20 protein-coding genes and 4 pseudogenes are annotated in these 23370 nt (G+C 69.0%); 11 read left to right on the forward strand and 13 right to left on the reverse strand.

Annotated elements, in window-relative coordinates:
* Positions 1-208: 208 nt before the first annotated feature.
* Both DEJ48_RS38535 and DEJ48_RS38540 read right to left on the reverse strand, forming a co-directional pair.
* The gene (locus tag DEJ48_RS38535) at positions 209-823 is read right to left on the reverse strand and encodes an SMI1/KNR4 family protein (RefSeq protein ID WP_223832377.1); all 615 of its coding nucleotides are present in this window, start codon (positions 821-823) and stop codon (positions 209-211) included.
* A gap of 80 nt (positions 824-903) precedes the next feature.
* Positions 904-1461, reverse strand: coding sequence for a quercetin 2,3-dioxygenase (locus DEJ48_RS38540; RefSeq protein ID WP_150220719.1), 558 nt, complete (start codon positions 1459-1461; stop codon positions 904-906).
* 118 nt (positions 1462-1579) lie between these two features.
* Between DEJ48_RS38540 and DEJ48_RS38545 the strand changes: the two genes are divergently transcribed.
* The gene (locus DEJ48_RS38545; RefSeq protein WP_150220720.1) at positions 1580-2023 is read left to right on the forward strand and encodes a MarR family winged helix-turn-helix transcriptional regulator; all 444 of its coding nucleotides are present in this window, start codon (positions 1580-1582) and stop codon (positions 2021-2023) included.
* A gap of 154 nt (positions 2024-2177) precedes the next feature.
* A pseudogene (locus DEJ48_RS38550) lies at positions 2178-2539 on the forward strand (hypothetical protein).
* Positions 2540-2792: 253 nt separating this feature from the next.
* Here the strand turns inward: DEJ48_RS38550 and DEJ48_RS38555 are convergent.
* Both DEJ48_RS38555 and DEJ48_RS38560 read right to left on the reverse strand, forming a co-directional pair.
* Positions 2793-3521, reverse strand: a complete 729-nt coding sequence (locus DEJ48_RS38555; RefSeq protein WP_150220721.1) for a transporter substrate-binding domain-containing protein — start codon at positions 3519-3521, stop codon at positions 2793-2795.
* Between the two features lie 7 nt (positions 3522-3528).
* A complete protein-coding gene (locus tag DEJ48_RS38560; protein ID WP_150220722.1) occupies positions 3529-4665 on the reverse strand; it encodes a hypothetical protein in 1137 nt (378 codons plus the stop codon).
* A gap of 152 nt (positions 4666-4817) precedes the next feature.
* On the opposite strand from DEJ48_RS38560, the gene DEJ48_RS39995 reads away from it, so the two are divergent.
* Both DEJ48_RS39995 and DEJ48_RS40865 read left to right on the forward strand, forming a co-directional pair.
* A complete protein-coding gene (locus DEJ48_RS39995) occupies positions 4818-4979 on the forward strand; it encodes a hypothetical protein (RefSeq protein ID WP_190537856.1) in 162 nt (53 codons plus the stop codon).
* A gap of 402 nt (positions 4980-5381) precedes the next feature.
* Entirely contained in the window at positions 5382-5504 is a 123-nt protein-coding gene (locus DEJ48_RS40865; protein WP_263399474.1) for a hypothetical protein, read from the forward strand.
* 70 nt (positions 5505-5574) lie between these two features.
* Here DEJ48_RS40865 and DEJ48_RS38565 read toward each other — a convergent pair.
* The 3 genes and pseudogenes from DEJ48_RS38565 to DEJ48_RS38575 form a co-directional block, all read right to left on the reverse strand.
* Positions 5575-6383, reverse strand: a pseudogene (locus DEJ48_RS38565) (IS5 family transposase).
* Between the two features lie 100 nt (positions 6384-6483).
* On the reverse strand, positions 6484-7230 hold the full coding sequence (locus DEJ48_RS38570; protein ID WP_150220723.1) for an SAM-dependent methyltransferase: 747 nt from the start codon (positions 7228-7230) through the stop codon (positions 6484-6486).
* A 473-nt stretch (positions 7231-7703) separates the two neighbouring features.
* Complete coding sequence (locus tag DEJ48_RS38575) at positions 7704-8420, reverse strand: TetR/AcrR family transcriptional regulator (protein WP_150220724.1); 717 nt, start codon at positions 8418-8420, stop codon at positions 7704-7706.
* Positions 8421-8519: 99 nt separating this feature from the next.
* Between DEJ48_RS38575 and DEJ48_RS38580 the strand changes: the two genes are divergently transcribed.
* From DEJ48_RS38580 to DEJ48_RS38590, 3 genes and pseudogenes are all read left to right on the forward strand, one after another.
* On the forward strand, positions 8520-9716 hold the full coding sequence (locus DEJ48_RS38580; protein WP_150220725.1) for an FAD-dependent monooxygenase: 1197 nt from the start codon (positions 8520-8522) through the stop codon (positions 9714-9716).
* Positions 9717-10183: 467 nt separating this feature from the next.
* Positions 10184-10537 (forward strand): annotated as a pseudogene (locus DEJ48_RS38585) (DUF664 domain-containing protein); the annotation flags it as partial.
* A gap of 20 nt (positions 10538-10557) precedes the next feature.
* Positions 10558-11214 (forward strand): M15 family metallopeptidase, encoded by a 657-nt coding sequence (locus tag DEJ48_RS38590; protein WP_150221657.1) that lies wholly within the window; start codon positions 10558-10560, stop codon positions 11212-11214.
* Here the strand turns inward: DEJ48_RS38590 and DEJ48_RS38595 are convergent.
* A complete protein-coding gene (locus tag DEJ48_RS38595; RefSeq protein WP_150220727.1) occupies positions 11203-11868 on the reverse strand; it encodes a TetR/AcrR family transcriptional regulator in 666 nt (221 codons plus the stop codon). The two genes, DEJ48_RS38590 and DEJ48_RS38595, sit on opposite strands and share 12 nt — an antisense overlap.
* 134 nt (positions 11869-12002) lie before the next feature.
* On the opposite strand from DEJ48_RS38595, the gene DEJ48_RS38600 reads away from it, so the two are divergent.
* Positions 12003-12563, forward strand: a complete 561-nt coding sequence (locus DEJ48_RS38600) for an NAD(P)H-dependent oxidoreductase (RefSeq protein WP_150220728.1) — start codon at positions 12003-12005, stop codon at positions 12561-12563.
* Positions 12564-12631: 68 nt separating this feature from the next.
* Here DEJ48_RS38600 and DEJ48_RS38605 read toward each other — a convergent pair whose 3' ends face one another.
* The 3 genes from DEJ48_RS38605 to DEJ48_RS38615 all read right to left on the reverse strand — a co-directional run bounded on the left by DEJ48_RS38605 (position 12632) and on the right by DEJ48_RS38615 (position 14532).
* On the reverse strand, positions 12632-12949 hold the full coding sequence (locus DEJ48_RS38605) for a hypothetical protein (protein WP_150220729.1): 318 nt from the start codon (positions 12947-12949) through the stop codon (positions 12632-12634).
* A gap of 121 nt (positions 12950-13070) precedes the next feature.
* Positions 13071-13559: a hypothetical protein gene (locus DEJ48_RS38610; RefSeq protein ID WP_150220730.1), complete on the reverse strand. Its 489-nt coding sequence runs from the start codon at positions 13557-13559 to the stop codon at positions 13071-13073.
* A 70-nt stretch (positions 13560-13629) separates the two neighbouring features.
* Positions 13630-14532, reverse strand: a complete 903-nt coding sequence (locus DEJ48_RS38615) for a hypothetical protein (RefSeq protein ID WP_150220731.1) — start codon at positions 14530-14532, stop codon at positions 13630-13632.
* 406 nt (positions 14533-14938) lie between these two features.
* On the opposite strand from DEJ48_RS38615, the gene DEJ48_RS38620 reads away from it, so the two are divergent.
* Complete coding sequence (locus DEJ48_RS38620) at positions 14939-18670, forward strand: hypothetical protein (protein WP_223832378.1); 3732 nt, start codon at positions 14939-14941, stop codon at positions 18668-18670.
* Positions 18671-18904: 234 nt separating this feature from the next.
* Here DEJ48_RS38620 and DEJ48_RS38625 read toward each other — a convergent pair whose 3' ends face one another.
* Positions 18905-19693: an alpha/beta fold hydrolase gene (locus DEJ48_RS38625; protein ID WP_263399494.1), complete on the reverse strand. Its 789-nt coding sequence runs from the start codon at positions 19691-19693 to the stop codon at positions 18905-18907.
* Between the two features lie 597 nt (positions 19694-20290).
* On the opposite strand from DEJ48_RS38625, the gene DEJ48_RS38630 reads away from it, so the two are divergent.
* On the forward strand, positions 20291-21106 hold the full coding sequence (locus tag DEJ48_RS38630) for a MerR family transcriptional regulator (protein ID WP_150220734.1): 816 nt from the start codon (positions 20291-20293) through the stop codon (positions 21104-21106).
* Entirely contained in the window at positions 21103-22314 is a 1212-nt protein-coding gene (locus DEJ48_RS38635; RefSeq protein ID WP_150220735.1) for a glycosyltransferase, read from the forward strand. The genes DEJ48_RS38630 and DEJ48_RS38635 overlap by 4 nt, the downstream gene beginning before the upstream one ends.
* 166 nt (positions 22315-22480) lie before the next feature.
* On the opposite strand, the pseudogene DEJ48_RS38640 reads toward DEJ48_RS38635, so the two are convergent.
* Positions 22481-23114, reverse strand: a pseudogene (locus tag DEJ48_RS38640) (IS110 family transposase); the annotation flags it as partial.
* Positions 23115-23370: the final 256 nt, after the last annotated feature.

Here is a 23370-nt window from a genome sequence, read left to right on the forward strand (position 1 = left end):
CACGGTGATCTTTCTGGACTCATGCGAGAAGCGAGGGCGGCTTACGACAGGACCGCGACCTTCTTGAGGGCCGACTTTCCATGTACATCGACGGGCCGGTGGTGAGAGAGCTGGACCTTCCCGCCCTTGGTCCCGCAATCCCCAGCACAGGTCCCGAGGCCGGTTCTGAGTGATGGCGATCGATGAGTGGAGGTTCAGAGATGGGCTCTCAGAGGATCTCCCAGTCCAGTTCGGTCTCGTCAGCTGCTACGGGCAGGTAGCCATCTACGGCTTGTCCTGTCTCCAGGGGTGTGGCCGTGGCGTCCATGAGCGCCGGCAGTGATGACCACATGGGATGAGAGCGGAAGCGGGTGCCCTGCTCGTGGTCGGCCTCCCCGATGCGTCCGCGGCGGCGGTTGGGGCGCTGATCGACGATGAGAGTGTCACCACCGCCACTTGTGGCGAAGGGGATCCAGTGGGAATGCCACCACGGCCCGAAGTCGTCCTCAGGATCACCCTCCTCGGCGCCCTCACACACCTCGTGGTGGATCCTCATGCCCAGTTGCCAATCACTGGCGATGATGTGCGTGTTGAGGAGTCGCCAGTACGAGGGCAGCAGGACGTCGTCGCCCGTGCCGTTGTGCCGAAGCAGCGACTGCACCAAGGGCTCGGAAAACGGCTGGCCGATGATCTGCACGGCTACGGCGATGTCCGAGCGATCGGCGAGACCCTCGACAACGGCCTCGCAGCCCGCCTCCGCACACGGACGATGGAAAGCTCGGCACACAAGGTGGAACGCCAGGGTGCCGAGGCGCTGGCGTGGATACTCGCGGAGAAAGGCCAACCAGGTTATCGGGCAGTTGAGTTTGAAGAGAGCCCGGTCGGGCGCGGTGATTCAGTTCCCGAACCGGGGCCCGGACGCCGTCACTGGGTCCGCCATTGGTGGTCGGGAAGGAAGCGCACGTCGTACTGCTGAGGAACGCCAGCGAACTTGTGCGGTTCCGGGATGACTGGTTCGGCGGGCAGACCGAGCTGCTCGGCGGGCGCGCCGAGGTTTTCGAAGAACCGCTCGAAGGTGCCGCCGGGTCCGGCGGCGACGCCGACGACCTGGCTGTGGTGGCGTTCCATGCGGTAGGCGTGCCGGCAGTTCTTGGGCACGAAACCGAAGTCTCCCGGGGTGAGCAGCTTCTCCTGCTGGTTGCCCTCGGTGTCCTCGACGAACAGCCGGACGGCGCCTGCGGTGATGTAGAAGACCTCGTGAGTGTCGGTGTGCAGGTGGGCCGGGATGATGTCGCCTTTGGGGCCTTCGACGGTGAAGAAGTTGAAGGTGTTCTCGGTCTGCTCGCCGCCAGCGTAGATGGTGATGAGGTCGCCGAACAGGTGAGCGCGGTCCCCTTCGCCCTTCTCGATGAAGTAGGGCTTGCCCGGTTCCGCGGGTATGCGTGAGGTCCGCCGGTAGCGGGTGGCGTACTCGATGGTCATGGAGTGTTCTCCTCGGATCTGCCCCGTCCACAATCGTCAGGTAGCCTGACATTGATGGGGTCGGGCAAGCAAGCCGTGCAGGCGACCCGGCCCCGCTTCCCGTCATGGTGAGGAACAGATGCAACCCACCCGCCGCAATCTCCCCCAACTGCTCGGCGACGCCCGGCGCTGGTTCGAAGACGGGCTGCTGGCGGCCCTGGAAGCAGACGGAGCCGCGCCGGTGTCTCCAACTCAGGTACAGCTCTTCGCCGCGCTGGACGACCAGGGCACCACCGTCTCGGAGCTGGCCCGGCGCATGGGCGTCACTCGGCAGACCGCGCACCAGGCCGTGCACGGCCTGGTCGCCGCCGGACTGCTCGAGCAAACCCCCGATCCAGCCTCCGGCCGGCAGCGGCTGATCCGGCGCACCGGGGAAGGGGAGCGTGTGCACCGCCAGGCCGGCCTCATCCTCGAACGGCTGGAACAGCAACTCGCCGAGCGCATCGGCCGGGAGCAGGCCGATGCGCTGCGCGCGGCGCTGGAGACGCCATGGGGCCCGCCGTTCGCCCCACGCTCAGCGTGAGTAGTTGTCTTCGAACTCTGGCCGTGAGGCAGAGACGGCTGGATGATCTGGGTTGTGGGGGCTGGCGGGACGGCCCGGCGATAGTGCCGGGAGTGTGGTGATCCGTTGCCGGTGGCGATGGTGGCGGCCGCGGTGTTCTGCTCGAGCCGGTGACATGCACGTCGTCCTGGACGAGTGGGCCATGGCCGCAGCCGGTGCAGGCAACGTCCTGGCCTCGCGGCTGATCCACCGCCCGCATGCCGAGACGGGCTGGTTCCTGTACGCCCCGTCCCGGTCGAAGCCGACCGGGCGCGCCCCGGCACCGCCGAGCACCTCGCCGCGCTGCCCGGCATCACGGTCCTCGACCTGGACCTGCCCGCGGCGCTCGCAGTGGCTCAGCAGCAGACCTGGGCCGCCGCCCATGCCGAACACGCCGCCCAGCCCACACTCGACCGGCCCCATGGCGTCGTCATCGCCACCACCGCCCCACGGCAGTGGGAAGACAGGCCTGTGCGTGTTCTGGACCTCACTCCGTGAGTCCGACGCTGGGCTGCCGGGCTGATCGAGCAAGGCGCGGGGGTGTGGGCCCCTCCTGTTCCCAGCGCGCTGGAAGCACCTCAGCTACTGAAGCGACTCTCGCCCAGGTACAACGCCGCACCGCAGTCGTGCCGTTGTGAGTGTCTGCGGTTGGGTCGCTTCGGTCGCTTCAGTAGCGCTCCTCTCCGATGGGAGCGTATAGCGCCGCGTACGCCAGCCACGGTGTGCGCTGCACTCGGAGTTGAGGCGGCTGCTAGCGACCCGGCGTTTCGCGACAGGACAACTCATTGATCTGTTCGTCAGTCGGTCGGTATTTTTTCCAATCATCTTCACGGAAGACCTGCGGCAGGACGCTGATGTCCTCGGCCCACTGCATGTCGTCGATGTAGTCCATGATCGACTTTTTGATCAGAACGCACTTCTGCCGCTGTCCCTTGAGCATGGCGAATCCGTGATTCTCGTAGCCCGGTATGACGGACTGCCCGGTGACTGTGACCCTCGAGTTCACGCGGGCGTATTCGTAGAGTGTCAGGGCGTCCGAGAGGACAGCGGCGACGTCGCTTCCTTTGTCCAGGAGGGCATTCACACAGTCGCCAACTGAAGCTCTCCTCTCGAGCTCTGCGCCAGAAGTCTTCACGAGCGCCTCGCTGAAGGAACTGTCGGGGGAGCACACGACCTTGCCATCGAGATCGGACTTCTTGGTCAGGGGTTCTGAGCCGGCCAGCGTCAGCAGCGCAGACGGGGCCCGTACGTACGGCCCGACGACGTCGAACCCTCTCATCCGAGATGGAGTGATCGCGAGCATCACGAACTCGACCGATCGCCGCTGGAGCGCGGCCTCTCGAGACTCCGCGGTCATCTGCACGAAACCCGGCTGCCTCCCGAGTGCCTTGGCCGCCATGGCACCGACACGCCTCTCGTACCCCGATCCCAGCTGACCGGCGGACCGGCCGGCCCGTTCCTGCGCGATCCCGATCGTCACGCTGGGGTCATCGGGGCGCCTGGAGTCTGGTCTGGCGCTGTACGCCCCCCCAGACGAGGAGGGGAGTGAGCAGTGCGGCAGCCACGAGGCCAGCCGTACGACGGGACTTGCGACGCTGAGGTGATGCGGAGTTTTCGCCGGTAGTCGAGTTGTCGTGGGTTGTCTTGGACAATCCGGCGGCAGCGTCGGTCGGGGTCGCGCCGGGTAGCGGGCTGGCGTCCGATTCCTGGGGGCCCTTGCTGATGAGGGTTCCGGGAACGGTCCGGGGACCCTTCTGTGCCGCCCCGGAGGTCATATCGGCCTGTCGCAGAACCTGGGACAGTAGTTCCTCACGCTGCTCGCTGCGGTTGTGCACGAGGTCGAGCCGATCGTCGACGTCGCGGTCCGTCTCCTCCTCGGACAGCGCGCTTCCGTGCGCGGGGACCGGAAACAGCGCCGGCGTCAACGCCTCGTCGCCGGGTCCGTCCTGGACGGGGACATTTCGCTGAAGTGCCTCGATTTCTCTGAGGACTTCTTGGCGCTCCCTGAGCAGCACGGTCTGGGCCTGCTCGGCGGTATAGCGGTCGCTCCTGGCACGGTCCAGCTCCGTCTGGATACGGGAAAGACGAAACTTGGCCTGATCCAGGTGGTGGGCGGATCTGGCACGCTCAATGTCCCGCAAGTGGCTGACCTCGCGGGTGAGGGCCGCGATCCTCGTTTCCTGCTGGCTCGAGAACTGCAGCAGCAGACGGATGACCCGCTCGCTGTCCACCGTGACCGCCTGGGCCTTGACCAGGGCGTCCTGTGTCTGGTTGAGCCTTCGGTGGAGGCTGAGCAGCTCGGTGCTGGCATCGTCGCTCGGCGCAGAGCCGTTCGCCGCGTCCTTCCAGAGCCTGTTGGCCCTGGTGATGAGCTGGTTGCTCCAGTGGTCGGCCTGTTGATTCCGGAACTCCTGGAGCACTTCGCCCAGCAGTCTCTGAGGAATGAGCTTCTTCCCGTTGAGGTAGTCCGCCCATGTCGAGCGGCTTCCACCGCTAGGGAAGCGCTCCGCGAGCTTGGCGACGGTGTCGAGGCCAGCCTTTTTGGTGATGTCGACCAGGAATCTGGCCAGCGCCTGCTCCGCGTCCGAGCCGTGGAACTCACGGCTCCGCCCTGCCTTGCCCATCGCCCCCTCCGGAGTTGTCCGGCCCCGTCCGGCCCATTCTCCAGCGCTCGTTGCGCTCACCTGGGCTTCCACGCCATGAGCAGCCGGACAATCAGAACGCTCCCCAGGCTAGGTGTCCATCTGCCGGATCCCTAACTAAACGGGAGAACACCATGGTTACGAACGCCGTACTCGACTTCTTGACCGGCCTCCTGGGCAACGTGCTCGGTGACCTCGCTGCGGGACTGCTTATCGCCCTTGGCGGCCCGGGCGTGAAGATGCTCTCCCGGAAGAAGACCCGCGACCGGGACCACAACGAGCAGCCGCCGCAGTAACAGGCATGAGGCAGCACGGGGAGAAGAACTTCGCTGCGACCGCCCCCAACGAATCGTTCGGTGGACGACGACGTACACCGAACCAAATCTCCGCGCGGCCAACGCGACCTGCTCGCCTTTGGGGCGCGAGTACCTAGACCGGCACTTGCCCGAGTGCTGTCCCCCTTCAGCCGATCATTCCCGGCTGAACGCGAGCGAGTTCACGTGACTGTCCGTCGCATGGTCGCGCTGATTGGAACGCGACGCGGACGAAGAGCTGAAGAAAGCGGAGGAAGGCGGCACCGTGCGCCACGACGGCTCCCAGGGACAGCAGGGCTGGCCGAGGTGACGGCCCCGGACGGACTCCGTTGTTTCCCGCATGGCCCACACCCCTCGCGGTGGCATGCCAAGATCGGCGGCAAGGTGATCCTCGGGGTACGCATCGAGTTCTACAAGAAGGTCGGCGACGTGGGGGAGCCGTCCCAAGACATGCTGGGCGCGCTCTACCGCGACCACGGGTTCAGAGCCGCAGGGGCCAAGGATTAGTGAGGATCCCCGGTTACCCAAACCGGCGATCGTCGACTATGTTGCGGTCGCTCCAGCCTTACTGATCGTTTCAGAATGAGGTTCGGAGGCGGCGGAGGCATATGAGGCTGCAGGCCAGTTCAAGCAGACCTTGGTGGAGGTCAGCGCGTCGTTCGTAGCGGGTGCGGAGCCATTTGAACGGGTGCAGCCAGGTAAAGGCTCGTTCGACGCCCCAGCGCACCTTGCTCAGTCCGGAGCCGTGGGCGAAGCCGCGTCTCGCGATCAGCGGCTTGATCCCGCGCTTCCACAGCAGGCGGCGTTACTTGTCGAAGTCGTAGCCCCGGTCGGCGTACAGGCGCCGGGGTTTGGGGCGGGGGCGTCCTCGCCGTCCCCGGATCGACGGTACGGCATCGAGCAGGGGCAGGAGCTGGGTGACGTCATGACGGTTGCCGCCGGTGAGCGTGACGGCAAGCGGAGTTCCGTGGCGGTCGACGATCAGATGGTGCTTGGAGCCGGGGCGGGCACGGTCAACGGGTGAGGGCCCAACGAGGTCCCCCCTTTGAGGGCCCGGATGTGAGAACCGTCCACGGAGCAGTCGTCCAAGTCCAGCAGACTCGCGCGGCGCAGCTCGGTGAGCAGGGCAGCATGCAGGCGTGGCCGGATTCCGGCCCCGGTCCAGTCCCGCAGCCGGCGCCAGGCCGTGACTCCGGAGCAGCCCACGGTCCTGGCGGGGACGTCACACCAGGCAACGCCGGTCCGCAGGACGTACAAGATGCCGACGAGACCTGCCCGGTCCGGAACACGACACCGTCCAGGATGCCGGTGTCGTCGTTCGGGAGCGGGCGGCAGCGGCGGGGCCACCCGCTCCCACAGGTCGTCCGGAACAAAATCAGTATGCACCGGGACACCCTCCCGACCACGATCGGCGAGCGCAAGACCAGTATGGCTCCACGAGGGTGAGCCCCGGCAGGTGGCGCCGGGGCTCACACCAAATGGTTTGTCAGCGGTCCATCAGGACGAAAACGCCCCACCCGAGGTATTCACGCTGATACCTGGCGTGCTGGACCGGTGCCGCGGTCAGTTCCGCGCGCATCTCATCGGCGAGCTCGTCATCGGGATTGGCGTCGAGCCAGCGCTGAATGTTGAGCCACTGAGCCGCGACGTACCTGTCCCAGCTGTCCTGATCGGCGAGAACCATCTCGACGACGTCGCAGCCCAGGTCCCCGAACTGCTTGAGCAGTTCCGGCAGGGTGAGCAGGTCGTCCTTTCGGGCCATGTGGCAGCCCTCGACGACCGTCTGGTCCTCCGGTTCGCGGCGCCAGTACGGCTCACCGATCAGCATCGTGCCTCCGGGAGCGAGGCTGCGCCGCAGGAGTTCGACGGTGCCGGCGACGCCGGCACCGATCCAGGTCGCGCCAATGCAGGCGGCGATTCCGACGGGCTCGTCGGCGACGTGGCCCGAGGCATCCGCATGCACGAAGTCGACCCGGTCGGCAACGCCCAGCTCCGCAGCTCGCTCACGGGCGGCGTCGAGGAAGACGGTGCTGATGTCGACCCCTGTGCCGGAGACACCGTGGTCCCGGGCCCAGGTGCACAGCATCTCGCCCTTGCCGGAGGCGAGGTCGAGCATGCGCGTGCCCGGCGCAGGGCTGATGGCCTGGCCCAGGAGAGCGAGCTTGTCGCTGGTGAACGGGTTGCAGATGCGGTGGCTGCTCTCGCGGATGGTGAAGCTACGCGGCAGATCCATGGCAGGGGTTCCTTCGGTTCGTGGAGGTCACAACGGCGGGGTTGAGCGGCCGACGGGAGCTGACCGCGAGAACCTGAACCGTCATCAAATACACCTCTTCGAACGTATGAAGGCTGGGACGGGTCGAGGCTACGGCCGCCGTGATCACCGTGTCCAACTCAATTGCGTCCGGCTGGCGGGCGCCTCATGTGACGCGGGCCGCTGGCCTGGCACCGCCTGTCACGAACGGCGCATCCCGCAAGCCCTGGACAAGCTCGGCTGACAACCCCGGCAGGAACGCAGGTGCCTTCTCGAACCTCATTCTGAAACGATCAGTTAAGCCGTGCACGCGCTCGCGGCTCAGTTGCCTTCGCTGCCGTGGTCGCCGTGAGATCGGGTGAGGTGGACCATGGCGCGGTAGAGGACGGCGGAGGCGTCGGCGACGGTGGTGATGAATCCCGCGTCGGTCATGAGGAGAATCGGCCGCACGGCGGTTACTGGGCGCGCTGGTCGATGAGGGCGGCCAAGCCGTCCAGGATGCGTTGGAGGCCGAATTCCCATGCCTGGTCCTGCCCCTCGGATTGGGCTGCCGAGGCGAGGGCTCCGGCGAGCGCGGGAAATTGCTCACCGTGCGCCTGCATGAGGTCGCCGAGGATGGCGCCGAGCTGGGCCTCGGGTTTGCCCACGGGGCCCGCTGCACGGGCTTGCTGGGTGATGCCGCGTACGTGACCGACCAGAAGGACGGCGGCGTCCATCCGCTCGGCACCGCTTAGCCCCGTACCGTCCAGTGCGGCGACGGCGCGCTCCATCCAGGACAACTCCCCAGGTCCCATCACCCGCGAGCCGAGGGTGGCCTCCAGCGTCCAGGGGTGTTGGGAAAAGACGGCGATCAACTGTCGGGCCCAGTCCTCCAGTTGCTCCCGCCAGCCACCGTGCGCCTTCTCTGCTGTCGGGTAGGGGCCGATCGCGGCGTCGACCATCAGTGCGACCAGCTCGGCCTTGCCCGGCACGTACCGGTACAGCGCCATCTTGGTGACGCCCAGTTGTGCGGCAACCCGCTGCATGGAGACATCGGCGGACCCCTCCGAGTCAGCGATTTCGATGCCGGCCCGCGCAATGCGGGGCAGGTCGAGTGTCGGCCTGGGGCCCCGCGCGGGCTTCGGGTGCGGCCCCCACAGCAGCCGCGCTGCCTCCGCGTGCTGGTCGCTCAAGTCTCCTCCGGTCCTGCCTTGTCGAAGCAATTCAACTGTGTCTATGGTACACAGTAATTATCAGTGTCCGTTGGACACAGTTTTAGTGAGAGGTACACCGTGAACAGGAACGTCCTCATCTCCGGTGCGAGCATCGCCGGCCCCGCGCTGGCCTACTGGCTGGGTCGCCACGGCTTCCACCCCACCGTCGTCGAACTCGCCCCGGCCCTGCGCACGGGCGGTCACGCCGTCGACTTCCGCGGTGAGACACACCTGACCGTGCTGGAACGCATGGGCCTGCTGCCGGAACTGCGTCGCATCCAGACCGGTGGTAGCCCGATGCGCTTTGTCGACGAAGCCGGTGAAACGCTGCTGCACCTGCCCGCCGAGTTTGCCGGCGGCGAGATAGAGGTCCTCCGCGAAGACCTGGCCCGGGTGCTGTACGAGCACAGCGTCCCCCACGCCGAGTACATCTTCGGCGACTCGATCACCGGACTTGCCGAGACCGCGTCCGGCGTGCGGGTCGAGTTCCAAAGCGGCGCTTCACGCGACTTCGACCTCGTGATCGGGGCGGACGGGCTGCACTCCAACGTCCGCCGCCTCGCCTTCGGTCCGGAGCAGGACTACGTCAGCCATCTCGGCTACTACGCCGCCACATGGCAGCTCCCCAGAGACAGCTACCCGGGGCTCGCGAAGGGCTCAGTCGGTTACAACGCGCCGGGGCGGCTCGCCTCCGCCGGTGCCGACCACCGGGACCCGGCGCAGGCGGGAGCATTCTTCGTCTTCGCCGCACCCGAGTTGTCGTACGACAGGCACGACCCCGAACAACAGAAGAAGTTGATAACCGACGCCCTCTGCGGCCTCGGCTGGGAGGTGCCCCACCTGCTCGCCTCTCTCGATCAGGCCCCCGATCTGTACTTCGATTCGATCAGTCGGGCCGACGTGGACACCTGGTCCAAAGGGCGGGTGTGCCTCGTCGGCGATGCCGCCTGCGGGGCCACCATCGGCGGCATGGGCACGGGAACCGCCATGGTCGCCGCCTACGTGCTGGCCGGCGAGCTGGCGCAAGCCCGAGGCGAGCACCGGAGGGCCTTCACCCGATACGAGAGCAGGCTCCGCAAGTACGCGGAGGGCTGTCAGGCAGGCGGAGAGCGCACCGGCAAGTTCCTGGCCCCTGCCACCGCCACCGGCCTGCGCCTCCGCAACACCTTGCTCTCGCGCCCCCTATTCCTGAACGTCATGCTCAAGCTGGGGGAGAGGGTCAGCAGCACCATCGCCCTGCCGGACTATCCAGGCGACCCCAGCCGCGTCAGGTGATGAATGACGCGGACTTCAGTGAAAGGAGTCCGGCGCCGGGGGGAGTCCGGCGGCTCTCATGCATGAGTTGTTCTGAGGGGCCATGGCCCCACCGGACCGCATCCGGTGTGCCCCTGATTCTTGTTCTCATACCCTCTCGCACAACAGCTTTCGGACAAAGCCCCTCGCGACAGGTCCTGCGACATCTGGCGCCCGCCGAACCGGCCTCCGCCGTCAAGCGGTTCGACCAGTCTCTGCGGTGCCCGCTGGGAGTGCCTGCCGTCCCAAGGTGGCGAAGTCGCACCGAAATACCGCGCCCCCGCTGCGCGCTCGCTCTTCAACTCTGCACGGAGCTCGAAGTGCGCGCCCTCGCCGATCGTGGACCCGGCGTCCACAACGCTTTTGAAGTCGGTTGGTGATGCGGGTCCGCTCGTTGACCAAGGTCGTTGTGCCTCTCGGTCAGCAACCGCAGGATCGTGGACTGGGGCCTAGGTCTCGTCCGGCACCTCGCCGACGTGGAGCGCCGCTGGTTCCGGCGTGTGCTCGCAGGAGAGGAAGCGCCGCTCCTCTGCGGCTCCGACGAACACCCTGACCAGGACTTCGACGGCGCCGTCCCCGATCCGGCCGTCACCGCCGCCGCGTGGGATGCCTGGCGTGCCGAGGTGGCGTTCGCCGACCGGCTGACCGCCGAGGCACCCGCCCTCGACGTCGAGGGCGACGACGGATGGCGCGGAGCGGTCGCACTGCGCTGGGTGCTCATCCATGTGATCGAGGAGTACGCCCGGCACAACGGCCACGCCGACCTGCTCCGCGAGCGGATCGACGGCGCGATCGGCGTGTAGACGATGATCACTGCATGAACCTGAGCGAGATCACGTTGATGTCCGACCCGAAGGTGGCCGCCGTACCGGTCCGGGAGTGCGGGGAGCGCCTGGTGGACGTACGCCACGAGAGCATGCTCCTGGTCGATACGCGCGCCCAGGACCCCGAGGACGCCTTCGCCCGGCTGCGCGAAGGCGTCCTGATCCGCCTTGTGCACGCCCAGACGCTGCTGCCCGACGGACTGCGCCTGTTGTTCGTCGAGGGCTACCGGCCGCCGTGGCTGCAGCGCCGTTACTTCGAGGAGTACGCGGGTCAGCTCAGGGCCCTGCATCCCGGCTGGCCCGCCGAGCGCCTGCACGCGGCGGCGAGCCGCTATGTCTCCCCGCCGGACATCGCACCGCACAGCGCGGGCTCCGCCGTCGATCTCACCCTCGCCGAGGCCGACGGTCACGAACTCGACCTCGGCACCCGGATGAACGCGGACCCCGAGGAGAGCGAGGGCGCCTGCTACACCGAGGCCGACACCATCTCCGCCGAGGCCCGTCGCAACCGGGACATACTCGGAACGGTCCTGCGGGAGGCGGGCCTGGTCAACTACCCCACCGAGTGGTGGCACTGGTCGTACGGAGACCGCTACTGGGCCCTGGCGACGGGCGCGCCGCACGCCCTCTACGGGGCGGTGGAATCAGGCGGGTGAGGACGCTGGCGTCGTCAGGCGCGTGACGAGGTCGTGCCACGCGGCGTCCAGGCGGTCCAGCGGCATGCCGCGTTCGACGGTGAGGTGATGCACGAGGACGCCGTCGACCGACCCGAGCAGGGTGTGCGCGAGGAGTTCCGCGTCGCCCGCGACGCCCGCCTGGCGCAGCAGCATCGTGACGTGCGTGAGCCGCAGCCGGTGCGCCGGGACCGCGTAGGTGCGCAGCGGGTCGGTCCGTGAGGACAGCAGCAGTTCGTGGTGGTCGCGCTCGTGGCGGATCAGGGCGGGCCCGAACGCGTGCAGCCGCTCCAGGGCCGGGGCGTCGGGGCCCAGCGGGGCGGGTCCTGAGAGGAACGCGGCCTGGAGCTGCTCCTCGCGGTGGTCGAGCAGGGCGACCAGGAGCCCGGTGCGGTCGCCGAAGCGCCGGAAGACGGTCCCTTTGCCGACGCCTGCCGCCGTGGCCACCGCGTCCATGGTCAGTTGCGCGGCGCCGCATCCCGCCATCAGTTGTGAGGCGGCCTCCAGGAGCCGCGTGCGGTTGCGCGCCGCATCGGCCCTGAGCGACGGCGGCTCGCCCACCGGGGTGAGGGCGAGCTCGATCGACCCGCCCGGTCTGTCGGGCGAGGGGAGGGGAGGGAGAACGGAGCCGGTCATGAATCCAGCGTAGCGCCCCGAGCCGCTAAGTGGACCGCGGTCCGGATTGGTGGTACAACTTTAAACGGACCCCGGTCCGATTGCGTCGTTATCCGTATCTGAGAGTCCCGCCCCCACTTTTCAGGAGTTCCGCCATGTCTGTACGCATCGTCGCCCTCGTCGGCAGCCTCCGCGCCGGCTCGCACAATCGCCAGCTCGCCGAGGCCGCCGCCAAGCACGCGCCCGCAGGTGTGGACGTCGAGCTGTTCGAAGGTCTTGCGGACGTGCCCTTCTACAACGAGGACGTCGACGTCGAGGGCGGCGTCCCGGCTGCCGCGACCCGTCTGCGCGAGGCCGCAGGAAGCGCCGACGCCTTCCTCCTCTTCTCGCCGGAGTACAACGGCACCATGCCCGCCGTGCTCAAGAACGCGATCGACTGGCTGTCCCGCCCGTACGGCGCCGGCGCAATCTCCGGCAAGCCGGTCGCCGTCGTGGGCACCGCTTTCGGTCAGTACGGCGGTGTGTGGGCGCAGGACGACGCACGCAAGGCCGCGGGCATCGCGGGCGGCGTGGTCGTGGAGGACGTCAAGCTGTCCATCCCCGCATCCCTGACCCGCTTCGCCGAGATCCACCCGGCGGACGACACTGAGGTGGTCACCGCCCTTACCGAGGTCGTCGCCCGCCTCACCCAGCAGGCCACGCCCGCCGCTGCCTGACACCTCCCGCGTCGACCGCGCACAGCCCCGACCGCGCACAGCCCCGACCGGGCCCGCCCCGGTCGGGGCTACACGCAGTCGACGTGGTGCGTGTGCGGCCGGTCCGGGCAGGTGAGGCACTCGAAGAGGCAGACCCCGCCCATGTCACCGAACATCATCCCCCCGTGTTCGAGGCGCACCGCGCGGTCCTCAACAGGAGTCCAGGCCCGCGAGGGCTCGGCGTCGCCCTCGTCGCTCTCGAACGTCAGCAGGTGCTCCATCGGCCCATCGCACCGCGTGCAGACCGCGGGCTGCGGGTCCTGCCCCCAGCCGGGGTACCCGCCCAGCTTCGTGCCGGGCGCGGTGGACAGGTGGTACCGGTAGTCCCAACCGGTCTGCCCCTCCACCCCCGCTGCGGGCCCTGGGCCTGCGGTTCGGCCACGTCGTCACGGTCCTGGAGGAAATGGGGACTGACCGGCCCGCTACCCGCCGGGACCACAGGGTCCCGGCGGGCCGTCGAGGCCGTCGTCAGCTGTCGATGAAGGCGTCGCGGGCGCAATCGGCGGGGTATACCCACTGATGCGACGAGATCCTGTCGTTCGCGTTGTGGCCAGAGGTGAAGGCGTAGCCGTGCAGGTCTGTCAGGGCGACACCGGGCCCCGCGCAGAGGAAGCCGCCGGCCCAGGCGTCTCCGCCACCGGTCAGCCGGTAGAACGCGACCACGTCCTTGCCGCCGACGTGGCCGTTGTTCGCTACCGACGTGGCGTTGTTGTCGTCACTGCCTCGGAACTGACCCGAGGCGTCGCCCCAGTTCGCGTCATTGCCGACGTCCGAGCCGAGGAGGGTGCCCGAGCAGTTCGAGTGCAGCCAGGCGTACACCTTGCCATCGCTCCCGTGGGGGGAGCAGTCGGCCAAGATGCGCACGTCGGCAGAGGGAGCCGCCTGTGCGGCGGTCGCGGGTACCGGCATAGCGATCGCCGCAACACACAGAACGGCAGCGGTGGTTGTCTTGCGCATGTTCGTCTCCTTCGTTCCTATTCGGATGTGCTCGTCCGCGGCTCGGTTACCGCGGCGGTTTTCGGGCCGGTCAGCTCCGCGGAATGAGAGCATCGGCACGGGTCAGTGCGGCCGCCTCCAGACGGTCGTGGAGAGCGAGCTCCTCGCGGTACTTCGCGCGCACAGGAGCGAAGTAGGTGCGTTTGAGGGCCCGTGCGCGGTCGGCGAGCGCGGAGTCGCGGGCACAGGTGGCCTCGGCGACCGCGAGCGCGATCTCGATGGCGCGGGCCTTGTTCTTGCCCAGCCCCTTGGCCAAGGCGGGCAGCGCGGCGCGGATCTCTGATGGGTCGGCGTAGCGGTGCCCCTTGTCGCGCATACAGGCCGACCAGGCGCCGAGTGCCTTCTTGAACCGCGTGTCCTCGACGAGTTTCGGTACCCAGAGAGGTGTGAGGTTCATGGCGGTGGAGCTGACGCGGAACCACGTCGCGCGGTCGCCGTAGAGCTCCTCCTCCGCTCGGGCGCGGCAGCCCCCGCGGGCCGTGGCGAGCGTGCCGCCGGTGGGTAGTTCGGCGGTCAGGACCCCCTCGGAGGCGGTACCGGACAGTGTCGCCGAGTAGCGTGCACGATGGGCGGCAGAGAGCGATCTTAAGTACCCGCGGTCGGGGTCCTGCCGCTTCCCGCCGCGCGGCTCGTGCAGTCCGCGGCTTCCGTAGCCGTGCGCACGGGCCCACGCGATGTCGTCGAGGACGAAGCCGGAACCGCGGGTGGGTTGGGCGACGGAAGGCGGCACGGGAGTGTACTGGAAGCCCTTCCTGGCCATGCACCGCTGAATCAACAGCCCCTCAGCCCTTTCGATCCGGGCCAGTTGGGCGTCGGTGAGCCGTGGGGGCGAGGTCGGCCGGTGTGCAGGCTCGGCGGCGGGCGCCGTGCACGCGGCCAGTGCGCACAGGACGGTGGCTGTGCCGGCGCCGAGCGCGGCGGCTGTGCGTCGCATGGTGGTGCTCCCCCCGTCGGATCGGATGCCCCCTGGTCGTTGCGCGGGGCGAAGTTCCCCGGCGCGGGGGTCGAGAAGCGGCCCGTGCACCGGACGCCGGGGCTGGTGTCGGTGTGCTCCGGGCCCCGCCGTGACCTCAGCTTTCGCGGTCGGCCGATTGTCTGGCAGGTCCCTTCCACCACCGCAGACAATTCCGTGGCGCGACTGCGGGCCTTTGCCGCCCCGTGGCGCCGGTTGGCCGGCCCTCGTAGGGATGCGTAGCGTACGAGTGGTAGTCATTCGCGCCGACGGGGGTGTCATGGGGCGTCGAGAACGACCACTGGACGCGGCCGATGGGCCCGTTGCACGTTTCGCCGACGAGTTGCGCAAGTTGCGCCGGGAGGCCGGTGGTCTTACCTACCGGGCCATGGCGGTCAAGGCTCACTACTCGACCGCGACGCTGGCGCAGGCGGCGGCCGGAGACCGACTGCCTTCGTTGGCGGTGGCACTGGCGTATGTGGCGGCCTGCGGTGGCGACCGTGCGTGGTGGGAAGGCCGGTGGCACGAGGCGGCGCGGGACGCGGCCGAGGCGGCCCGCGCCGACGACGCGGACGCCGAGCCGCCGTATCCGGGACTGTCGCGCCTCGGTGTCGACGACGGGGGAAGGTTCTTCGGCCGAGACCAACTACTCGGCCAACTCATGGAGATGGTCCGAGAGGCGTCTCTGACGGTCGTGACCGGCCCCTCCGGGTGCGGTAAGTCATCCCTGCTGCGTGCCGGGTTGATCGCCCAACTACAGCACGCGGAAGCGAACGGGACGCGGCCCGCTGCTATCCGGGTGCTCACTCCGGGACCGCACCCGGACCGCACCCACGCGAAAGTGCTCGACCCCCGCACCACGCCTTCAGGCACCCTGATCGTCGTGGACCAGCTGGAGGAGGTTTTCACGCTCTGCACTGACCGGGCCGAGCGCGCGCGGTTCCTCGACAGGGTGGGGGAGGCTGCCGAGCCCCGGTACGGCCTGTGTCTCGTCCTCGCCATCCGCGGCGACTTCTTCGGCCATCTCGCTCAGCACCCCTCCCTCGCGCGGGCCGCCCAGGGCGCCACGCTGCTGGTTACCCCCATGGGAAGGAACGAACTGCGGGAGGCCATCGTCAAGCCCGCCGCCCTAGGTGGCCTGGTGGTGGAACGCGGCCTGACAGCCCGGATCATCGACGAGGTCGGCGACGAGCCGGGCGGGCTGCCCCTGATGTCCCACGCCCTGTTGGAGACATGGCGTCGCCGCAGCGGCCGGGTCCTTGCCGAGAGGGCCTACGAAGCCGCCGGCGGCGTGCGCGGCGCGATCGCCCGCACCGCGGAAAGCCTCTACGCGTGCCTCTCCACCGACGAGGCCGAGACGGCCCGCCGGATTCTGCTGCGTCTGGTCAGTCCCGGCGAGGGCAGCCAGGACACGCGCCGTCCGGCCGACCGCGCCGAGGTCACTGCGCTGGGCCCAGGATCCGCGGGCGACGCGGGCGTGGTCCTCGAGCGCCTGGCTCGCGCCCGCCTCGTCACCCTCGACAACAGCACCGTCGACCTGGCCCACGAGGCCGTCCTGACGGCATGGCCCCGGCTGCGCACCTGGATCGACGAGGACCGTGACCGGATCAGGGCTCAGCGCCACCTCACCGAGGCCGCGGCCACCTGGCGGGCCCTCGGCCGCGATGCCGGTTCGCTCTACCGGGGTGTCCGCCTCTCCATGGCCGAACAGCACTGCGGCGGACTGGACGGGCCGGGTGACCTGACGCCGCTGGAGCGGGAGTTCCTTTCCGCAGGCCTGGCTACGCGGGGGCGCGAGCGCCGTCGCCGTCGCGCCGGTACTGCGGTCCTGGCCGTCGTCCTCGTCCTTGGCCTCGTCGCCGCTTTGGTCGCCCGACAGGAGAGTCAGGTCGGCGAGCGGCGCCGTGTCGAAGCCGAGGCCCGCCGCATCGTCGGGGTCGCCGACAGCCTCAGAACGTCCGACCCGGGTACCGCGATGAGGCTGAGCCTCGCCGCCTGGCATATCGCTGACCTGCCCGAGACCCGCTCCGCATTGCTCAGCGCCGTGGCGCAGCCGGAGAGGGAGGCATTCGTCGACCCGGACCACGACGCCGACACGATGCGCCACCTCAGCGCCGATGGCCGCACCCTCGTCAGCGTCGGGGCCAAGAAGATTGTGCGGTGGAACGTGGGGACGCACCGAAGAACGGCCTCGCTGCCGGGACTGGGCAAACGCCTGCAGTTGGTCGGGACGATGCGGGCCGACGCGCGGTGGCTGCCCCTGTTCGTGGACCCGGGCGGCACGGTGGTCCCATTCGACCTGGCCACGGGAGAGCGGAAGGGCGCTGTCCTTGGCCCCGCCGGAGCGGGTGTCGAAATGGGGCCGAGCGGGCGCAGTCTCGTCGTCTATGACGCTCTCCGCTCCTCGTACCGGATCCGGTTGTGGGACGTGGAGCGACGGCGCGTCATGCTCGACGTGCGGGCGCCGCGCCGGGCGACCGCGCCGGGCGCGGTTACGACGGGCTTGTCCGACGCTCAACAGATCCTTCAGCTCAAGGACCGGCGGGGCACGTCCGACGCACGGGGCTACCCGGAAGCGACCGTCGCAGACGACGACCGGCTGCTCGCCCTGTGCGTGCCGGGCAGACGGTTGCAACTGTGGGACGTCGCGAAGCGGCGGATGCTCGCCGCGCCATGGGCACCGCGCATCTCACAGCACCAGTGCCAGAACGAGCGGGTCTTCTTCACGCCTGACGGCAGTCGTCTGGCGGTCGTTTCGGACAAGGACGTACGGGTGTGGGACATTCGCTCCGGGGAAGAGGTGGCCGCATTCCGCGCGGACGCGGTGCAGACCCTCGCCTTCAGCGAGGACGGGGCTTTCCTCGCGACGGCCGGCAACGACGAGATCCTGCTCTGGCGGACGGACATGCCGCACATGCCTGTCTTCCGTCATGTCCTGCCCGCCGAGGCGGTCAGCGACCTGAGGGTCGACGCCGAGGAGGGCTGGATCCGTTACGTCAGCGGGACGCGGGGCGCCTGGGGATCGGTCGTACGGACCCTCGATGTAGGAGACGCCTTTACCGACGACTGGCGTGACGACGACGCGGAGGCCCGTTTCAGTCCGGACGGACGGACCCTGGTGACGTCCAGGAACATGGAAGCGGCGGGCCGTGTCCGCTTCCGGATCGGTGACGCGCGTGAGCCGGGGCGGACCGTGGAACTCCCGGAGATGCCGTGCCGGGCCGAGCGGAAGACGTCCGCGCCCCGTTGCCTGGCGCTGATGGCCTTCAGCAGCGACGGCAGGACGCTCGCCTACGGCGTCAGCGAGCAGCGGCCCACCGCCCACCCGCTTCTGCACGTCTCTTTGTGGGATGTCGCTCGGCGGCGTGTTACAGCCTCCCCTCGGCTGAAGGAAGCTTTCACCGGGGGAGGGAACTGGCTCGCCTCCCTCGCGTTCGGCCCACGTGACGCGTCACTGATCATCGCCCAGGCTCCCTTCGTCGGCGCGACACACATCTGGGACCTACGCCGCCACACACCCGTCACCACCCTGCCCGGAGTCAACGGCACCCTCGCACTCCGCCCCGACGGGCGTCTGCTTGTCACATCGAGCGGCCAGGCGGTCGCCCTGCCCGCAAGGCGGAAGCTGTCCGGGGCGCATTCCCCCGGGAGTACCGCAGCCCTTACATTCAGCCCGGACGGGAGATACCTGGCCACCGGAGACGCTTCCGGACGCACCGTGCTGTGGAACGGCGACCTGGAACAGCAGGTCGGCGTTCTCTCCGCCGGAGCGGCGGACCGATTCGTGTCGGCCCTTGCCTTCTCATCCGATGGCGGCACGCTCGCCGTGGGGTTCGAGGACGGCGTCGTACGCCTCTTCGACACCGCCACCCGCCAACGGATCGGGGGACCGCTGCTCACCGCCGGCGACACAGTGCGGGCCCTCGCGTTCAGCGCGGACGGCAGCCGGCTCCGGGTCGCGGGGGAGCACACGCAACCGCGAACCTACGACCTCGCTCCGGGACAGGCGGCGGCGACCCTCTGTGACCGGGTCACGGACGGTCTCTCTCGAGCGGAATGGCGCCGGCACCTGCCGGACCTCCCGTATCAGGAGACGTGCGAGGAGACGTCCACAGGCTGAGCCGCGGCGTCGACCACGCGCCGACACCTCTCCAGGGCATGGCGAGGCGCGATGTCGACCCTCCGGCGACCTGCTCCTCCCTGTACCCCCTTCGCACGGGGAGTCCGTGTACGAACATCACCTGGGCAGTGCGGCCTTCGCCGGGTCCACAAGGAGAGAGACGTGTAGCAGGAGCCGAAATCCATGCTCGAGGTGATGGAGCCACTGGCACGAGAACTCAGCGTCCACCACCCCCTACCCTGCGAGTGAGTCCAGGACGTGCGCAACCGGGGCAGGGTCCAGAGGGCCGACGTGTGACGCCCCGGGGAAATCGTGCACGCGGAAGCTGTTGCCGGGCGTGGAGGCGTCGGCTTCCGCGATCATTCGGTCCTGGAGCGCGGTGGCGATCGTACGGTCCCTGCCGAAACGTAGGTACGTGCGGGGAATGCGTCCCCAACTGCCGGCCCGGCCGACCGCTCGGCCCGCATAGGCCGCGACGGGCTCGTCGGTCTGCATGCCGGCCAGTATCCGGCGGAAGTCGGCGTCAGGGTAGTCCGCGCAGATCATCTCCTTCAGGAGGGCCAACTCACCGCTGGCCCTCGTACGGAAGTTCAGCCGCAAGACCCCGAGCCGGTCCGGATCACCCACCGTCAGCTCCACTGGGCTGACGGCGTTCGCGTTCTCGGGTGCCGCCGTGCAGGCGTCCGCCGTGGGCAGGACGCGGCTGGGACAGAAGGCGGCCATGTAGCAGATGTGGTGCAGCAGGTGCGGAACGGCGTCGCCGACCCGGCTAACCGATACGCCACCCAGGCTGTGCCCGACCAGCACCACCGGGCCGTTGTGTGCGGCCTGCCGCACGATGCCCGTGACGCGCGCCTGGTAGTCGTCCAGCCCGAGGTCCTTCAGCGGGGAGGGCTCGACCGCCATCGCGGTGAGGTCCTGCCGCTGGTACGACTCAGCCACGAAGGCCTCCGCGCCGTGCCACGGCTGGTCCACCATGACAACGCGGTGGCCGCGCAGCACCAGTTCCCGGGCAACCGGCATCCAGAACGCGCCGGCGCTGTGGGTACCGTGCACCAGAACGTAAGTAGTGGGCCCGCGACGCGGGACAGCCGCGGCCGATGACGTTCCGAGCCCGGTGGCCAACGCTACGCCCCCACTGCGAGTCCCAGCCCTCGCAGCGCCGTCCGCCGGGTAGCACCTTGTCGTTTCTCGATCGTGTCATCCGTCATGAACACAACGCTATGAACGGCCCGTTCGGCCCACCAGCGGCCCAGCACCCCGACAGGGGTGAACCCAGAACCACTCTGCCGTGCGACCCGCAGGGACCGGCTCGCGAAAACCGTGTCCCGAAGCCCCGGCACACACACGAAGCGGTCGGTCTCGGGGCCCGCCGAGCATTGCTCACCTTTCTGGCTCGGCAGGCCATGCTTGCAGCAAGTCCTGGGCCCGGCTATCGCCGTGCGAGGGAGCGGCGCCCGCGCTCGCAGACACCCCTCACCGGGGTTCCCGGCTGGACGCGCCCGGCTGGTCAGGTCGGGCCGCCGCGCACCCGGTGGGACTTAAGGAGGAGGGAAGGTCCAGGATTGACCCTCACGTCACGTCAGGCTGCAGGCTGACCGTCGACGAAAGGCGAGGTCCATGAGTTACACCGTCGGTCAGGTCGCCGGCTTCGCCGGCATTACCGTCCGCACCCTGCACCACTACGACCGTGCCGGGCTCCTCACGCCCGGCGAGCGCAGCCCCGGCGGCTACCGCCTCTACGGCGACGCCGATCTGGCCCGGATTCAGCAGATCCTCTTCTACCGCGAACTCGGCTTCGCTCTCGATGAGATCGCCGAAATCCTGGCCGACCCGCAGGCCAACGCCCTCGCCCAGCTCAAGGCGAGGCGCCGGTCGCTGCGCGAGCAGATCGGCAAACTGGAGCGGCTCGTGGAGGTGGCCGAACGGGCCATGGAAGTGCAGCAGACCGGGGTGCACCTCAGCCCCGAGGAACGGTTCGAGGTGTTCGGCGAGATCACCTTTGACCTGAGCTACGCCACCGAGGCCGGGTTGAAGTGGCGGGACAGCACGGGCCATCGGACGGCCATGGCAAGCGCAGCCCGGCACTCCAAGGAGGACTGGGCCCAGCTCATGGCCGAGGCCGCGCGATGGCGTGAGGAACTGCTGGCAGCCTTCGCCGCCGGGGAGCCCGCATCCAGTGGGCGGGTCCAGGACTTGGCGGAAGCCCATCGCCAGCACATCGCCCGGTGGTTCACACCTTGCCCGCCCGCGATGCATCAGCGCATCGCGGATGACTTCGCGGACGACCCGCGGGCCTTCGCCCTGCTCGTGCCGCCACCCCAGCAGCGCCCAGGACTAGCCGCGTATCTGCGTACCGCCGTCCACGCCAACGCGAAGAACCGGTCCGAACGAGAGGCGAACAGAGACACCCCCAGTCCTGGAGGAAGCCGATGACCCGGATCCTGATCGCCGCAGCCGGCTCGTACGGCGATGTCGCCCCGTACACCGGCCTCGGCAGCCGCCTCCGCGAGGCCGGATACGACGTCGCGCTCGCCACCCACCACACCTTCGCACCGCTCGTTGAGGCCGCAGGCCTGAGATTCCGCGAGCTGCCGGCCGACACGCAGGCCCAGCGGAGTGCCAACGGCCGCAAGGAGCTGATGCGAGCCGCGGCAGACTTCGTCCGCGAGCTCGGAGGCGGACTCGTCGACGCGGCCGTGCGGGGCGCCGACCTACTGGTGCTCTCCACGACCACCGCGCCGCTGGGCTGGCAGCTGGCCGAGGCGATGCGCATCCCCACACTGGGGGCCTATCTCCAACCGGCACACCCCACCCGGGCCTTCCCGCCCGTGGTCGGCGGCACGCGCTCGCTCGGAGGCCTCGGCAACCGTGCTCTGGGGAGCTTCTCGCTGCGCATGGTCGACCGCGTGTACGCCGACGCAGTGCGCGACCTGCGCGCCCGCCTCTTGCTGCCCGCGGCCGCGCCGGGCGCGGTCCGCGCCCGACAGGAGCGGGCGGACTGGCCGGTACTGCACGGGTTCAGTCCGGCCGTGGTGCCCCGGCCCGCGGACTGGCGCGCCGGCCTGGACGTCGTCGGCAACTGGTGGCCGCACCACGACCGGCAGACCGCACTGCCGCCGGAACTCGACGCCTTTCTGCGGGCTGGGCCGCCCCCGGTCTTCATCGGCTTCGGGAGCATGGCGGGCGGGGAAGGCGCACGGCTGAGCGAGATCGCGGTGTCGGCTCTGCGCGCGGCCGGGTTGCGTGGTGTGCTGCAGACGGGACGGGCGGGGCTCTCGGCATCCGGCGACGACATCCTGACGGTCGGTGAGGTCCCGCACGCCCTGCTCTTCCCCGAGATGGCTGCCGTGGTGCACCACGCGGGCGCGGGCACTTCTGCGGCGGCGCTGCGCGCGGGCGTCCCGGCTGTCCCCGTCCCGGTCACGGCGGACCAGCCCTTCTGGGCAGCCCGTCTCGCCGCTCTCGGTACGGCAACAGTCCCCATCCCCTTCAAGGACCTGACCGCGCCCCGCCTTGCGGATGCGCTGGGCCGCGCGGTCCGTGACGAGACGTACGCGCGCTCCGCTGGACGCCTCGCCTGCACTATGGCCGCCGAGGACGGTGCTGGGCATGTGCTGAAGGCGATCGAGCGGCTGACCTAGGGTCTCTCGACGAGATCAAGGGGTGCCTCCCTGGCCGGGGTTGAGTCACGCTGTCCGGTCGAGAGGGCAACGGCGCGCTCCCCACACGTCGGCTCCGCGCCGGGGCTGCCTGTGCGCGGGCCCGCTGTGCTGGTTCGCATATATGACCCATCTTCCGTGCGGTGCCGCGCTTGCGCCCGGCCCGCTTGAGGGCGGCAGTGATCTGGCCGCGGGTCAATCGGGCGGCTTTGGCGGGGGTAGCCGCGATCTTAAGGAGCTCGCGGGCCTCGGGCCGGCAGCCCATTAGGCCATTTGGCGAAGGCGTCCAGGGCTGCCGGGTAGTACTCGCGCAAGAGTGACCGGAGCTGGTTGGCGAGCTGCTGCCGATTCCACAATGAGTCCTGCTGGGCGCGGGCAAGGTCGCTGTCGTCGGGCAGTGCCCGGTGGGCGTGCATGTCGGTGCGCAGGATGTTCGCCAGGACGAGGGCGTCGCCGGGGTCGGACTTCTTGCGGGAGACGCTGTGGCGGTCGCGATAGCGGGCGGCAGCCATCGGGTTGATCGCGAAGACCTGCCGTTTACCGGTTCGCAGCACTGCGACGAGCAGGCCGCGGGAGGTCTCGATGGCGACCAGGATCGGGTTCTCCCGGGTGTCGCCGTACTCGCCGAGCAGGTCCAGCAGGATCTTGTAGCCGGTCGAGTCATCCGTTATGTTCCGTTTGGCCAGTAACTGGCCACTGTCGTCGACCAAGGCGACAGCGTGGGTCTTCTCCGCCCAGTCGATTCCGCAGTAGATCACTGTGCTCTCTTTTCGTGTGGTGATGTTTGCGCTGGTCACGAGCGCATGCGGGCCACGCAGCTCCCTAATTCAAGGCCTCAACCACCAGGGCCGGACCGACGCCTCACTAGCTGTTGACCGTGGCACCAGCGCATCGCACGGGCCTCGGTCTATGTGAGAGCTCAAAGCGCTCGGGCGTAACGAGAGGTCACCGTGCAGTGGGCTCGCCCCACCAACACCAACGAGGGATCAAGGAGGCGGGTATTGACGCTCGACGGCCCCGGACGCCACCGCTCTATCT

It is taken from the genome of Streptomyces venezuelae (assembly GCF_008642315.1).
GTDB classification, from domain to species: domain Bacteria; phylum Actinomycetota; class Actinomycetes; order Streptomycetales; family Streptomycetaceae; genus Streptomyces; species Streptomyces venezuelae_D.

What these genes read in the sequence shown, in the direction of transcription:
- DEJ48_RS38600 (WP_150220728.1), top strand. Translation starts at nt 12,003, where the DNA reads ATGTCTGTACGCATCGTCGCCCTCGTCGGCAGCCTCCGCGCCGGCTCG.
- DEJ48_RS38625 (WP_263399494.1), bottom strand. Translation starts at nt 19,693, where the DNA reads ATGCCGGTTGCCCGGGAACTGGTGCTGCGCGGCCACCGCGTTGTCATG.
- DEJ48_RS38630 (WP_150220734.1), top strand. Translation starts at nt 20,291, where the DNA reads ATGAGTTACACCGTCGGTCAGGTCGCCGGCTTCGCCGGCATTACCGTC.
- DEJ48_RS38620 (WP_223832378.1), top strand. Translation starts at nt 14,939, where the DNA reads ATGGCGGTCAAGGCTCACTACTCGACCGCGACGCTGGCGCAGGCGGCG.
- DEJ48_RS39995 (WP_190537856.1), top strand. Translation starts at nt 4,818, where the DNA reads ATGGTTACGAACGCCGTACTCGACTTCTTGACCGGCCTCCTGGGCAAC.
- DEJ48_RS38610 (WP_150220730.1), bottom strand. Translation starts at nt 13,559, where the DNA reads ATGCGCAAGACAACCACCGCTGCCGTTCTGTGTGTTGCGGCGATCGCT.
- DEJ48_RS38595 (WP_150220727.1), bottom strand. Translation starts at nt 11,868, where the DNA reads ATGACCGGCTCCGTTCTCCCTCCCCTCCCCTCGCCCGACAGACCGGGC.
- DEJ48_RS38615 (WP_150220731.1), bottom strand. Translation starts at nt 14,532, where the DNA reads ATGCGACGCACAGCCGCCGCGCTCGGCGCCGGCACAGCCACCGTCCTG.
- DEJ48_RS38635 (WP_150220735.1), top strand. Translation starts at nt 21,103, where the DNA reads ATGACCCGGATCCTGATCGCCGCAGCCGGCTCGTACGGCGATGTCGCC.
- DEJ48_RS38540 (WP_150220719.1), bottom strand. Translation starts at nt 1,461, where the DNA reads ATGACCATCGAGTACGCCACCCGCTACCGGCGGACCTCACGCATACCC.
- DEJ48_RS38545 (WP_150220720.1), top strand. Translation starts at nt 1,580, where the DNA reads ATGCAACCCACCCGCCGCAATCTCCCCCAACTGCTCGGCGACGCCCGG.
- DEJ48_RS38570 (WP_150220723.1), bottom strand. Translation starts at nt 7,230, where the DNA reads ATGGATCTGCCGCGTAGCTTCACCATCCGCGAGAGCAGCCACCGCATC.
- DEJ48_RS38560 (WP_150220722.1), bottom strand. Translation starts at nt 4,665, where the DNA reads ATGGGCAAGGCAGGGCGGAGCCGTGAGTTCCACGGCTCGGACGCGGAG.